The 13,550-nt window shown below is 69.7% G+C and carries 9 protein-coding genes, 3 pseudogenes and 1 riboswitch; of the genes and pseudogenes, 6 read left to right on the forward strand and 6 right to left on the reverse strand.

The window, feature by feature from the left end:
• Positions 1-315 precede the first annotated feature (315 nt).
• The 4 genes and pseudogenes from istA to AH6_RS42405 form a co-directional block, all read right to left on the reverse strand.
• Positions 316-1,697 (reverse strand): annotated as a pseudogene (istA, locus tag AH6_RS42395) (IS21 family transposase); the annotation flags it as partial.
• Between the two features lie 513 nt (positions 1,698-2,210).
• A complete protein-coding gene (locus AH6_RS14060; protein WP_157431458.1) occupies positions 2,211-2,657 on the reverse strand; it encodes a hypothetical protein in 447 nt (148 codons plus the stop codon).
• A 136-nt stretch (positions 2,658-2,793) separates the two neighbouring features.
• Positions 2,794-3,687, reverse strand: a pseudogene (locus AH6_RS14065) (IS982 family transposase).
• Positions 3,688-4,144: 457 nt separating this feature from the next.
• The gene (locus tag AH6_RS42405) at positions 4,145-4,615 is read right to left on the reverse strand and encodes a Fur family transcriptional regulator (RefSeq protein WP_083982785.1); all 471 of its coding nucleotides are present in this window, start codon (positions 4,613-4,615) and stop codon (positions 4,145-4,147) included.
• A 47-nt stretch (positions 4,616-4,662) separates the two neighbouring features.
• Between AH6_RS42405 and AH6_RS14075 the strand changes: the two genes are divergently transcribed.
• Complete coding sequence (locus tag AH6_RS14075; protein WP_067479393.1) at positions 4,663-5,262, forward strand: superoxide dismutase; 600 nt, start codon at positions 4,663-4,665, stop codon at positions 5,260-5,262.
• 689 nt (positions 5,263-5,951) lie between these two features.
• On the opposite strand, the gene AH6_RS14085 is transcribed toward AH6_RS14075, so the two are convergent.
• The gene (locus AH6_RS14085) at positions 5,952-6,599 is read right to left on the reverse strand and encodes a hypothetical protein (protein WP_067479397.1); all 648 of its coding nucleotides are present in this window, start codon (positions 6,597-6,599) and stop codon (positions 5,952-5,954) included.
• Between the two features lie 181 nt (positions 6,600-6,780).
• On the opposite strand from AH6_RS14085, the pseudogene AH6_RS14090 reads away from it, so the two are divergent.
• Positions 6,781-7,362: pseudogene (locus AH6_RS14090) on the forward strand (tRNA (adenosine(37)-N6)-threonylcarbamoyltransferase complex transferase subunit TsaD); the annotation flags it as partial.
• A 16-nt stretch (positions 7,363-7,378) separates the two neighbouring features.
• A complete protein-coding gene (locus AH6_RS14095) occupies positions 7,379-7,939 on the forward strand; it encodes a GNAT family N-acetyltransferase (protein ID WP_067479399.1) in 561 nt (186 codons plus the stop codon).
• A gap of 182 nt (positions 7,940-8,121) precedes the next feature.
• On the opposite strand, the gene AH6_RS14100 is transcribed toward AH6_RS14095, so the two are convergent.
• Complete coding sequence (locus tag AH6_RS14100; protein ID WP_067479401.1) at positions 8,122-9,462, reverse strand: short-chain fatty acyl-CoA regulator family protein; 1,341 nt, start codon at positions 9,460-9,462, stop codon at positions 8,122-8,124.
• Between the two features lie 151 nt (positions 9,463-9,613).
• On the opposite strand from AH6_RS14100, the gene AH6_RS14105 reads away from it, so the two are divergent.
• From AH6_RS14105 to AH6_RS14115, 3 genes are read left to right on the forward strand one after another with little or no spacing between them, the layout of a single operon-like run.
• On the forward strand, positions 9,614-11,098 hold the full coding sequence (locus AH6_RS14105) for an MmgE/PrpD family protein (protein WP_067479403.1): 1,485 nt from the start codon (positions 9,614-9,616) through the stop codon (positions 11,096-11,098).
• Positions 11,098-12,003, forward strand: coding sequence for a methylisocitrate lyase (gene prpB, locus AH6_RS14110; protein WP_067479405.1), 906 nt, complete (start codon positions 11,098-11,100; stop codon positions 12,001-12,003). Before AH6_RS14105 ends, prpB begins: the two co-directional genes overlap by 1 nt.
• Positions 12,000-13,139, forward strand: a complete 1,140-nt coding sequence (locus AH6_RS14115; protein WP_067479407.1) for a bifunctional 2-methylcitrate synthase/citrate synthase — start codon at positions 12,000-12,002, stop codon at positions 13,137-13,139. The genes prpB and AH6_RS14115 overlap by 4 nt, the downstream gene beginning before the upstream one ends.
• A gap of 168 nt (positions 13,140-13,307) precedes the next feature.
• Positions 13,308-13,477, forward strand: a riboswitch (cobalamin riboswitch).
• The last annotated feature ends 73 nt before the right edge of the window (positions 13,478-13,550 follow it).

Here is a 13,550-nt window from a genome sequence, read left to right on the forward strand (position 1 = left end):
CCGCCGCACTCCGCGCGGGACCCGATGGGCACGGAAGACTGCATATCCGGTGATGGGCCGGCTGGTTTGGAACTGGTGGATCATGGCTGTGGTCGCGCGGGGGCGCGCAGGACGGTTTGGATCGCTGCACAGCACTTGCAGGCAGGCCGCGACGTGGTCCCCCCACGGCTGCGTCACTGTGCTAGCCGACAGCAGGTCGCGGGCCGCCTCGGGTGTGCCGTTCGCCAGCGCCGCCACGATGGCGGCGAACTGGCTGCGCAGGGTGGGCAGGCGCAGCATCCGGCAGGCTTGGTCGATGGCGGCGTCGGCGGCGGGTGGGGGTCGCAGGCGCAGCAGTTCGTCATAGGCCGCGATCGAGGGCGGTGGCCGGGTGTCGACCGGCAGCGTGGAAAGTCGCCGCTCGGTCAGCAGGGCGACCTCATCAGGAATCGCACCGGGGCGGCCGACCGGCCGGGATCTGTCGGCGTGAGCGGCCGGCTCGGCGGGCTGGTCGGCCTGGGCGATCTTGCGCGCTTCAACGGCGACGACGTCGGCGGAGAGGGCACCGGCCTGCAACGCGGTGGCGATGCCCGCAACGACGTGCTCGTGGGCCATGCTGCGGTGCAGCATGAGCACCTCGATCAGCGCGCGGGTGCCTTTGGTGTCGCCGTGCTTCTTGCGGACCGCCGCCCACCAGGCGTCGTGAACGGGGGTGAACTTGCCCGCCTGGCGGGCCTGCTCCAGCGCGGTCGATCCGGGCAGCGCGCCGGGCTTGCGCAGCAGGATCTCCAGGTAGTGGTCCAGCTCCAGCCGGACCTGGTTGCGGGCCACCAGGCGCTCGTGGCGGGCGACCTCGGTGCGGCCGTCGAAGACCACCAGTTCATCGGTGCCCAGCAAGACCCGGACCTGGCGGCCGATCAACCGGGTCGGCACCGAGTGGTAGTTCATTCGGACGCAGACCTGGGACCGGCGATTGACCCGGGGATGGAACACCCGGCCGGTCTCGCCCTCCACCCCGCCCTTCTCGTGGGCTCCCTCCTTGCCGGGTAGGCAGTAGAACGCCTCGATGCCGTAGTGCGAGCGAAAGGCCACCCACCGGTCGCTCTCCACCCGGGTCCGCGAACCCCGGCTGACCTTGGCGACCGCAGCCCATAGGTTGTCGTAGCGCACCTTGCCGGTCGGCACTCCACCCACGCCCCTGAAAGCGTGCGCGTGTCCCTCGAAGAACGCCTCCTGCCCGGCAGGAGGCCGTGACGCGATGCACCGCCTTGCCCGAATACGACAACCGCAGCACGAACAGGCAGCACTTGGTCATCGTTCCGGCCAGTTTGATCCAGACCTCGCCGAAGTCGACCTCGGCTTCAACACCAGGCCGATGGATCTGGTCGATCGGAACCGCTGGCGGCGCGGCCCGCCCCGCCTCGGCCATGATCTGCGGACGTCGCCAAGCGACGTGGTTGCAGACCGTGGAGTAGGAGACGCCCTCCATCTCGTGCTCCACGACCAGCCGGTTGAAGATCCGACGCACCGTGTGCTGCTGCTTGCGTGGGGCCTTCAGGTCCAACCAACAGCATGTGGTCGATCATCGGCTTGAACGTGTCCAGCCGCGATTCGCGAGGCGGGGGCTTCTTGCGCTGCGCGGGCCAAGCCGACTCCAGCGCCTCACGCACCGTGCGGCGATGCACCTGATACTTCCTGGCCAACGCTCACACCGACATGCCGTTCAACCGCGCGTCCCGACGGATCGCCGCGAACAGCTCCACCTTGCGATCGCGCGCCACGCTCACCTCCTGGAGCCACTAGGCACAACGCGCGTCTCACCGCAACCTTGCAGGTGGAGCCAGAACTCGCTGAACAGTAACCACTCGGCTACAGGATGGGGCCACCGATAGTTCGCCGGGTAGGGCCAAATCAGGCGCGTACAACCATGGCGATCGGGCGCCAGCGCCTGGACCACCGCGCGCCGGCAGCAGTTCGCCAACGATCGGACGTCGAGCCAGCTGTGGGCGGTGACCGACAACGTCAACCAGTCAAAAGGCGACAAAGACCCAGGTGAGTAGTGGCCGCCGCTGGCCGGCTTCCGCTGCATGTACGCCCGCTCGTGGGTGGATGTGAAATACCGCTACGGCCTGAAAGTCGACCCCGCGGAGAAGACTGCGCTGGCCGGGGTGCTCAACGGCTGCTGACCACGCCCAGCCGGTCAGTCCCCTTGCGGGCGCGGCCCGCGAGGGTCACAGGAAAGGGTTGTCGGCGGCGTCGCCCATCGGGTGGGCTCTCTGCCAGATCTCGGCGGGCGTGAACGTGGTGGGCGGCTGTTCAAACCAGTACTTGTCGGTGGTGAACTTCTCCAGCAGGAAACGGGTCAGCGGGACGTGCGCCCAGGGTCTCAGTTCGGTGTCGGGCCCGTCGAGATGGCTGGCGAACTCGCTGTCGGTGACAGGCCAGTAGTCCGGGTGTCCCTCGGTGAGCCAGGCCATATAGGTTCCGCAGGCGGTGTCCCCGATCCGCAGCACGTTGGTGTGCAGCCGGTTCTGCCGTAGCTGCTCGGGGCTGAGCCGGCGCAGATCGTCCACGGCGAGTTCGTCGTTGAAGCACACCCGCCCGTACACCTCGGCGAAGGCGATGTAGTCGGCGGGCAGGCCGTGCCCGAGCACCTGGAACACCTGATCCCAGCTCAAATCCCCAAAGTCCGGCTGCCGGGGCGCAGGCACTAACGCGACCAGTTCCACCAGAGCGCCACGCTTCACCATTCACCCCCTCCGAAGACCAAGGGGAGTCTAGGCAAGCGAGCCTAGACGAGTAGTTCCGAAGTGATCAGTGATCGAATGCGATCAGTGATCGGGTGGTGGGTTGGGCGGTGTGGTGGTTGTGCCAGATCGCGGCCGCCATCGCCAGGATGCGCTGGGCAACTCGGATGGCGACGCCCTCGAAGGTCCGGCCTTGGTGCTGTTCCAGGTCGAGTTGGCCTTTGAGGGTGTCGTTGACCGACTCGATCAGCTGCCGTACGGGCTTGAGGAGGTGTTCTCCGGGCCGTCGTTGTTCGCCTCGCATCGAGGGCCGCAGCAGCTTGATGCCGCGTTCGGCCAGGTCGGTCTCGAACCAGCGCGCTTTGAAGCCCTTGTCGGCGATCAGCAGCAGGTCCGCCCGGTCGGCGACCACCCCGGAATCGACGTCCAGCATCGCCGCCAGCACTTCTCGCTCGTCCAGCTTGGGGTTGGCCAGCGCCCACATGATCGGCATCCCGACCGGGGTGCACACCAGATACAGCCGCAGTCCCCAAAAGAACCTCGAATGCGAGGCGCAGTAGCCGTAGCCGGCCCAGCCGGCCAGCTCCGATCGCTGGACGGTGGGACGGGACCGGCCGCACTCCACCGGGGTCGAGTCGGCGATCCACACGTTGTCCAGCCAGAAGTCGGTGTCGGCTGCCAGCATCCGGATGACCCGTTTGACCAGCGGCAACGCCGACCGCAGTCGCTTGTTGTAGCCGGGACGCTGCGGCAGATACGGGAACATGCCCGCCAGTCGAGAGCCGACGAACCGCAGCTATCGGGCCTCGGAGGTGCAGCCCAGCAGCGCTTGAGCGACGGCCAGGCACAGTAGTTCGGGATCGGTCAGCTTCGGCGGCCGGCCCAGGCAACGGTGTCCTCCCAACTCGTCGTCGATCTTCACGTACAGTGCTGTCACGAGGGTGTTCAGGTCGGTCGTCACAAACTGATCTTGGACACCCTCGCCTTGTTTCCGAGCCCAGACTTTGGAACTACTCGTCTAGGGGGCGGTTGGAGGGTTGGCGGGTGCAGGGGGAACCCCCAGGGACGGCGTCCCCCTGCCGAGGCCCTTCACGCCCGAGCGCATCGCCGTCTTCAGACGGCGCCCAAGCAGGTGCGGCTGCTGTCAGGGACCCTTCAGGGGCAGCCGGTTCGGTGCGCGGACCGCAGCGTTGGCGATGGTGGCGTACAAGACGGTAGAGCACGGCGGGTTTCAGCGATTCATGCGTTACGTACTGGAGGATTCTGCATCTGTGCCGCACTAGTGATGTCGATAGCCGAGTCGTGTGTGCGGGCATCGTGTTCCAGGGGCAGCGTTATGGCGGCGACGTGGGCGGCAGGTCGGTATAACGCTGGCGCGGGCTGCCGGGTGCTGGGGAAGGAGCGACGTGGTGGCACCCTCAGTCCTGGTCGGTTGCCTCTCCAGCGCCGGTCAGGCAGGCGTCACATTGGCCGCGCACGATGATGCCGCTGCTGGTGAAGCCGTTGGCCTCGCCGTGGGCCAGGGCGGCCAGGTGGCCCCATGCCGTGCTGCGTAGTGCGGTGACGCGGGCGCAGGTGTCGCAGATCGCGTGAGCGTGTGGGTGGTCGGCCAATCCGTAGGTGACGCGTCCGCCGATGAGGACGGTATGCACCAGGCCGATCCGTTCGAAGATGGTCAGCGTCCGGTACACCGTGGATGTGTCCAGTGGGCCTGCTGCAGCGGCTTGGTGGTGGATCCCTTCAACGGTCAGGTGCCCCTCGGCGTGCGTGAGGACGTGAAGGATCTGACGACGGGGGCGGGTGTCGCGGTGCCCCGCCGCGCGCAGCCGGGCAGCGGCCCAGGCGAGCCGCTGCCCGGGGGCGGCGCGATCCGGGTCTGAGAGAGACATGGGTGCATTGTTGATGTAACTGCGAATTATTTGCAATAGTGGGTTCTATGACGTACTCACTGCCTGACCTGCCCTATGACTACGCGGCGCTGGAGCCGGCGATCACCGGCGAGATCCTGGAGCTGCACCACTCCAAGCACCACGCGGCCTACGTCAAGGGCGCCAACGACACGCTGGAGAAGCTCGCCGAGGCGCGCGACAAGGAGCAGTTCGGCGGCCTGGTCGGCCTGGAGAAGACCCTGGCGTTCAACCTGTCAGGTCACGTTCTGCACACCATCTTCTGGGACAACCTGTCCCCGGACGGTGGGGACCGTCCCGACGGTGAGCTGGGCTCGCTGCTCGATGAACACTTCGGCTCGTTCGAGGCGTTCAAGAAGCAGCTCACCACGGCGACCGCCACCGTGCAGGGGTCGGGCTGGGGCGTGCTGGGCTGGGAGCCGCTGGGGCAGCGGCTGATCGTTGAGCAGGTGTACGACCACCACGGCAACGTCGGCATGGGCTCGACGCCGCTGCTGGTGTTCGACGCCTGGGAGCACGCCTACTACCTGCAGTACCGCAACGTGCGTCCCGACTACGTCGAGAAGCTGTGGGACCTGGTGAACTGGAACGACGTCACCGCCCGCCTCAACGCCGCCAAGGGCGCCTGAGGCCCACGTCCGGCGCACTTGTCAGAGGCGCCCATGAGACCGCGGCGCCCACCGGATCCGGATCATGCTCAGAACACGGTCCCCGGGATCCGGCGGGCGCCGCTTTTCATTCTGCCGGGTGCCGCTCCTGCGGTGACGCAGGGGCCGTGTCGCTGTCTGAACGGCTCGGCGAGCCAGGCATCGACCCCGCTGAAGTATCGGATGAGTCGGCCGGTGCCCGGCTTCGGTCGGCAGTGCCCGATAGCTGATCTGCCAGACGGTGCAGAGCCGCTTCGGTATCGGTGAGCCGTCTGCCCTGGATGGTGTCGGGGCTTCTGCCACCCTGACCGCCCAGCATGACAGCGACGAACCGGCCTTCTCGCGTACTGGCGCGCCCTCGTGGAAGATCGCTTGGACGGTCGGGTCCGGCAGCGAGATCTCACTCTGGGCCCGTGAGACGTCGATGGCCTGGTCCAGGGTGGTCGAGCCCTTTGAGAGCGCCGCGGAGGTCTCCTCGCCGTAGCCGTAGAGGGAGATCTACTCGAAGACACCGGCGATCTCGGGATAGAGCGGCACCATCGTGTCGCGCGCGACCGGCGGCAGTCCGGGCGGCACCGGCTCCTTCATGACCGGCAGGGCACATCGGCCAAGGGGCGGCGCAGGTCGGCCCTGGGGCCAGGGCAGGGCCGACTGGCCAGGGCGGGAACGGGTCAGGCGATCTCGACCGGTCCGCTGACGGTGTCCAGCCAGCGGGCCAGCCGGTCACGGAAGCCCCGGCGCGAACCCACCAGAGACGAGGTCTCTCCAGCGGCGAGGCTGACCAGGTGCTGGGCGGTCTCGAACGCCTGCTCGCCGGGGACCACCAGTCCATCGGGCCGTAGCGCCGACCGCGGCCACAGTGCCTGCGGAGCGTCGGCGATGGTGATGGCCTCGTGCGCCAGGCTCCGTAGCTCCCGGTCGCCGTTCTCCATCGCCAGCACCACCGCGCCACAACGACGCGCATCGTTCACCCGCTCCAGCACCTGCTCTCCGGCCCGCCCTTGCGCCACCACCAGCACCGTTTCGCCCCGTCCCGCCTCCTCCAGCCGGCGTAGATCGTAGGCCAGATGGGCCGGCGCTCCCTTAGGAACCTCATGACGCACCAACGTGGGCGATAGTTCCGGCACACCCGCCAGGCGGGCCTCATCGTCTAGGTGCGCCGTCAGATGCCAGGGCTCGTAGACGGGGGTGCCCACCATCAGCAATCCGCCTGTGGTATGCGGGGCGGAACGCAGGGTTCGGGCGAAGGAGCGCGTCCGTTCCACCCACTGCGTGCCTTCCAGTAGTTCACGGGTCAGCCGGGCATGCTCGCTGTCCACGACACCTCCTGCGTGTTCATTCGGAAACACAACGCTACTCACAGGGAGCACCCGGGGACGTCTTATTGCATATACTTCGCAACTGCGAGTTAGTTGCGATTGAGGTGTGCGGGTGGCGGTGGTACTGGGGATCGAGACCTCGTGCGACGAGACCGGGGTCGGGATCGTCGCCGACGGGCGGCTGCTGGGCGACCTGGCGCGCGACCCGATCGTCCATCTGGGCGACACCCGCGACGACGCGGCCGGGGAGGCGTTCGACAAGGTCGCCCGGATTCTCGGCCTGCCCTACCCGGGCGGCCCGGCGATCGACCGGGCCGCCCGAGACGGCGACCCCACCGCGATCGCCTTCCCGCGCGCGATGCCGGGCAGTTCCGACTTCTCCTTCTCCGGGCTCAAGAGCGCGGTGGCCCGCCACGTCGGCCGGGAAGGCGTCGCGGCGGTCCCCGACATCGCCGCTTCCTTCCAGGAGGCCGTCGTTGACGTCCTCACCCGTAAGGCGGTCGCGGCGTGCCGGGAGCACTCGGTGACGACCCTGGTCATCGTCGGCGGCGTGGCCGCCAACCGCAGGCTCCGCGAGGTGGCCGCCGAACGTTGCGCCGCCGCGGGCATCACCCTGCGCGTCCCGCCGCCCCGCCTATGCACCGACAACGGCGCCATGATCGCCGCCGTCGGCGACCTGCTGGCCGCCTCCGGCGCCGCGCCCGTGGGCTTCGACCTGTCCGCCGATCCCTCGGCTCCGCTCGCCCGGGCCGCCCTCGCCTAGCCCCTGACGCCGGCCGATGACGCCGCGGCCCGGGCACGCGCTCCTGGACGGCCGGGCCGCCCGCCCGCTCGCCCCTCAGATCATCGACCTCTACAACGCCTGCTACAGCCGGCCGCCCTGGAACGAGACCCCCGCCCAACTCGCCGACTACCCCGCCTCGCTGGACGCCTCGCTGGACCGGCCCGGCTTCACCGCGCACGTCGCCTTCGACCCCGGCGGCGGCCTGGCGGGCCTCTGCTACGGCTGGCCCAGTCCCGCCGACCTGCCCGCCAACCAGATCTACGACGCGATCGTCCGCGTGCTCGGGACCGGCGGTGCCGCCGCCCTCACCCGGGGCGCGTTCGAGGTCGCCGAACTGTTCGTCCGCCCCGACGCCCGAGGCCACGGCCATGGCCGCCGCCTGCTGACGGACGCGGTCACCGGCTGGCCCGCCGCCTGGCTCATCACCTCGCCCCGGACCCCGGCCGCCGATCTCTACCGCCACCTGGGCTGGCGCGAAGGCGCGTCCCTGCCCCGCGAGCTCTACCCGCCGCTCCCGCTGTCGATCTTCACCCTGGCCGGGCCACCAGAGCGTTGACAGCGACCCACGGGACGCTGGCCGCACCGTCAGCGCGTGCGTTGATGCCTTTCTCGGGATGGTGTCGTTCACGATGGTTGCTGGGTGACCGGGCAGTAAGCGCACGACGACCTCGAAGTGGGCGTGCTCGACGCGCACTCGCGCGCACCACAGCCGTGGTGCGCGCGACTCCGGCTCGACGGTCAGGTGGGGGAGTAGGGAGTCAGGGTGCTGAGGTGCGGGTCGACGTGCAGGTTTCCGCCGGTGGGCGGGAAGGCCCGCTGGGCGCAGTCGGTACGTTCGCAGACCTTGCAGCCCAGGCCGATCGGGGTCGTCGCGGGACGGGTGAGGTCGAGGCCGTCGGTATAGACGAGGCGGTGGGCGTGGCGCAGTTCGCAGCCCAGGCCGATCGAGAACACCCGGCCAGGTTTCCCATGGCGGCGGGGCCGGTGGCGGATGGTCCGTGCGACCCAGAAGTAGCGGCGGCCGTCGGGCATCTCGGCGACCTGGGTGTGCAGGTCGCCGAGGGTGGAGAACGCCTCGTAGACCGCCCACAGCGGGCATGAGCCGCCCGCACGGGTGAAGTGGAAGCCGGTGGCGGACTGGCGTTTGGAGATGTTGCCGGCCCGGTCGACCCGGACGAAGGAGAACGGGACGCCCCGGGCCCTGGGGCGTTGCAGGGTGCTGAGCCGATGGCAGACCGTTTCGAAGCTGACGTCGAAGCGGGTGCCCAGCGCTTCAAGGTCGTAGCGGGCCCGTTCGGCGGCCTCCCTGAAGGGACGGTAGGGCAGCAGGAACGCGCCCGCGAAGTAGTTGGCCAGCCCGATCCGGGTGAGGGCGCGGGCGTGCTCGTCGGTGAACGTCGCGGTGTCGATGAGTTCGGCGAGCAGGTCGGCGTGTTCGAGCAGCGCGATCTGGGTGGCGAGCTGGAAGGTCCGCTGGGCGTCGCTGAGCTCGGGTGAGACTGACAGGATCTTGGTCTGCGGATCGTAGTGTCGCCGGGCCCCGCTGGAGGTCGTCACCCGCACGCCGTGTAGGGCCAGGCGTTCCTCGGCGGTGGCGGCGGGGTCGTGGCCCCCGTTGAGGTCTTCGGCCGCACGGTCGAGGGCGTCGATGTAGTTGTGGCGGTCGTAGAAGAAGTCGCGCACCATTTCGTAGGGCGCGGGAGCGCTCTGGTGGGCTCCGGCCAACACCGCCGCGTGCTCGGCGGACCGCTGCTGGCGGCGGTGGAGGTCGACGACCGCATGGGCGATCTTCGGTGACATGGCCGCCAGGTCGGCGATCTCGGTGGCCGAGGCGCGGGGGAGCGCCTCGCGCAGGTCGGCGACGAGCCGGGTGCCGTCCTCGGGTGAGAAGAACTCCGGATCGAGCCCGAACAACTCGGTGAGCCGCAGCAGCACCGGAACGGTCAGCGGACGCTGGTTGTGCTCGATCTGGTTGAGGTAGCTGGGAGAGATCTCCAGCATCTCCGCCAGGCTCACCTGGCTGATGCCGCGGTCGGCGCGCAACGCGCGCAGGCGGGGCCCGACGAAGATCTTGCTCATGCCGACCAGCGTATCCGTGACCTGCCAAAACCAGCTTCGCAAGATTCGCAGACCGCCCCCGGAAGTTGGCAGAACTTCGCAGATTCAGGGGCTGGCCTGCTGTTCTGCGTTGCGGTGAAGCTGGGATCACCGCTGAGAACAAAGGAACGTGATGATCGAGCATGTCGTGAAGGTCCACCCCAGCAGCGCCCGCCTGTCGCGCGAGAAGCAGTTGGCCTGGAAACTGGCCGAGATCGCCGCACGGGCCCCGGTCCCCGAGGACGAGGTGACGGCCATGGTCGTCAACCGCGTCCTGGACAACGCGGCGGTGGCCGTGGCGTCGCTGGACCGTCCCCCGGTGGTCGCCGCCCGCGACCAGGCGCTGCGGCACCGGGCGCCCGAGCGCGGCGCGGCCGTCTTCGGCACGGGCGACCGGGTGTCGCCGGAGTGGGCGGCCTGGGCGAACGGCGTGGCAGTGCGTGAACTGGACTTTCACGACACCTTCCTGGCCGCCGACTACTCCCACCCCGGCGACAACATCCCGCCGATCCTGGCGGTGGCCCAGCACTTGGGGCTGGACGGCGCGGCGGTGACTCGTGCGATCGCGGTCGCCTACGAGATCCAGGTCGCGCTGGTGACCGGCGTCTGCCTGCACGAGCACAAGATCGACCACATCGCGCACCTGGGGCCGTCGGCGGCGGCCGGGATCGGGGCGCTGCTGGGGTCGCCGGTCGAGGTGATCTACCAGGCGATCGGGCAGGCCCTGCACACCACCACCGCGACCCGGCAGTCCCGCAAGGGTGAGATCTCCTCCTGGAAGGCGTACGCGCCCGCGTTCGCCGGGAAGGCGGCGATCGAGGCGGTGGACCGGGCGATGCGCGGGCAGGGCGCGCCGTCGCCGATCTACGAGGGCGAGGACGGCGTGATCGCCTGGCTGCTGGGCGGTCCCGACGCCGAGTACCGCGTGCCGCTCCCCGAGCCGGGTGAGCAGTGCCGGGGCATCCTGCGCACCTACACCAAGGAGCACTCGGCCGAGTACCAGGCCCAGGCCCTCATCGACCTGGCCCGCGACCTGCGTGAGCGGATCGGCGATCTGTCGCGGGTCGAGCGGGTCACGATCCACACCAGCCACCACACCCACCACGTGATCGGTTCGGGCGCGAACGACCCGCAGAAGTACGACCCGGCGGCCAGCCGCGAGACCCTCGACCACTCGCTGCCCTACATCTTCGCCGTCGCCCTGGAGGACGGCCGCTGGCACCACGTGGACTCCTACCGGCCCGAACGTGCCGTCCGCCCTGGGACCGTCGCCCTGTGGCGCAAGGTCAGCACGGTCGAGGACCCGCGCTGGACGGCCGCCTACCACGCGGCCGAGCCGGAGTTCGGCGGGCGCGTGGTGGTGGAACTGGCCGACGGCACGACCGTCGAGGCGGACAAGGCCGTCGCCGACGCCCACCCGGCCGGGGCCCGCCCGTTCGGCCGCGACCAGTACCTGGCCAAGTTCGCCGCCCTCGCCGAGGGCACGGTGCCGGAAGCCGAGCAGCGGCGCTTCCGCGAGCTGGCCGAACGCCTGCCCGACCTCAAGCCCGCCGAAGTGGCCGGGCTGAACGTGGACACGGGCTCGGACGGGACGCCGGCCACCGAAGGGATCTTCTGATGCTGCACTCCGCGGTCCCCGCCGCCGACAAGCGACGAGCCCTGCGCGCTGGCCTGGCTTCGGGGGATCTGGTGCGGATGCCCGGCGCGTTCAGCCCGCTGACCGCGATGGCGATCGCCCGCGCGGGCTTCGAAGGTGTCTACGTCTCCGGCGCGGTCGTCGCGGCCGACCTGGGACTGCCCGACATCGGGCTGACCACGCTCACCGAGGTCGCCGGCCGCGCCCAGGCCATCGCTCGCGCCACCGACCTGCCGACCCTGGTGGACGCCGACACCGGCTTCGGTGAACCCCTCAACACCGCCCGCACCGTCCAGATCCTGGAGGACGCGGGGATCGCGGGCTGCCACATCGAAGACCAGGTCAACCCCAAGCGCTGCGGCCACCTGGACGGCAAGTCCGTCGTCGGCCTGCCCGAGGCGGTGCGCCGCGTCCGCGCCGCGGCCGACGCCCGCCGTGACCCCGGCTTCGTCGTCTGCGCCCGTACCGACGTGCGCGGCACCGACGGACTGGGCGCGGCCATCGACCGGGCCAAGGCCCTGGTCGACGCCGGAGCCGACATGATCTTTCCCGAGGCGCTGGCCAACGCCGCCGAGTTCGCGGCCCTACGCGAAGCGGTGGACGTGCCGCTGCTGGCCAACATGACCGAGTTCGGCAAGTCCACGCTGCTCACCGCCGGCACCCTGCGCGACATCGGCGTCAACGCCGTCATCTACCCGGTGACGCTGCTGCGGCTGGCGATGGGCGCCGTCACCCGCGCCCTGGAGACGATCACCGCCGACGGCACCCAGGCCGCCCTCGTCAGCGACATGCAGACCCGCGCCGAGCTGTACGACCTGCTCGGCTACGCCGACTACGCCAAGTTCGACACCACCGTCTTCAGCCACCAGTACCGGGAGCAGCCGTGACCACGCAGACGATCAGCAAGGGACTGGCGGGCGTCGTCGCCGACACCACCGCGATCTCCATGGTGAACCCCGACAGCAACTCGCTCACCTACCGCGGGTACCCCGTTCAGGAACTGGCCGCGTCCTGCTCCTTCGAGGAGGTCGCCCACCTGCTGTGGCACGGCGAGCTGCCCGACGCCGGGCGCCTGCGCGAGTTCCAGGCCGCCGAGCGCGCCCGCCGCGACCTGTCGCGCTCCACCCAGGACGTGCTGGCGAAGATCCCGCAGAGCTGCCATCCGATGGACGTGCTGCGCACCGCCGTCAGCCACCTGGGCTCGGAGGACCCCGCCGAGGACGACCCGGACGCCAACGCCCGCGCCTCGCTGGATCTGCTGGCCAAGCTGCCCGCCGTGGTGGCCCTGGACCAGCGCCGCCGCCGCGGGCTGCCGCCCATCGCCCCCGACCCGGGCCTCGGCTACGCCGCCAACTTCTTCCACATGACCTTCGGCGCGGTACCCGCCCCCGAGGTCGTGCGGGCCTTCGAGGTCTCGCTGATCCTGTACGCCGAGCACAGCTTCAACGCCTCCACCTTCACCGCACGCGTGGTCACCTCGACGCTGTCGGACCTGTACAGCGCGGTCACCGCCGCGATCGGCGCGCTGAAGGGCCCCCTGCACGGTGGCGCCAACGAGGCCGTGATGCACATGCTCACCGAGATCGAGGACCCGGCCCGCGCCGCCGGATGGCTCGACGAAGCCCTTGCGTCCAAGCGGAAGATCATGGGCTTCGGGCACCGCGTCTACAAGCGCGGCGACTCCCGCGTCCCCACCATGGAGACCGCGCTGCGCGACCTGGCCGCCCACCACGACGCCGACCGGCTCATGGCCCTGTACGACGCGCTGCGCGACGCCATGATCGAGCGCAAGGGCATCCATCCCAACCTGGACTACCCGACCGGCCCCGCCTACCACCTGATGGGCTTCGACATTCCCACCTTCACCCCGATCTTCGTCATGGCGCGCATCACGGGCTGGACCGCCCACATCACCGAGCAGCTCACCGCCAACTCCCTGATCCGCCCGCTCAGCGCCTATGCGGGGCCCGATGAGCGGCACGTCCCCGGCCCCACCGCCCGCCTGGCCTCGCTGGGCTCCTGACGCCGGGCGTCCGGCGGGCACCGGGGGGACGGGCGTCCCGGCGGATCGGTCGTCTCGTTACGGCAATTCCGCGAAACGCTCCGGACCGGTGGTCACGATCACGTGGCCACCGGTCCGAGGTATTTGCCGAGTATCGGCTGTGGACTTACTTGGACGTCAAAGTATAGAGTCGTGAACAACGCTTGCGGTGCAGGGAAGCCGGTGTGAGTCCGGCACGGTCCCGCCACTGTGACCGGAAAGTGCGTCCGGCGATGAAAGGCCACTGGTGAAAGCCGGGAAGGCCGCCGGACGTGCGGTGATCCGGGAGTCAGGATACCGGCCGCAAGGATGTCCGTGCAGTCCACGAGGATGGAGATGCCGAACCATGAGCGAGGCCGCCGCATGCCCTCACCCACCCGGAAGTGGCTGACC

It is taken from the genome of Actinomadura hibisca NBRC 15177 (genome assembly GCF_001552635.1).
In the GTDB taxonomy this organism is placed as follows: domain Bacteria; phylum Actinomycetota; class Actinomycetes; order Streptosporangiales; family Streptosporangiaceae; genus Spirillospora; species Spirillospora hibisca.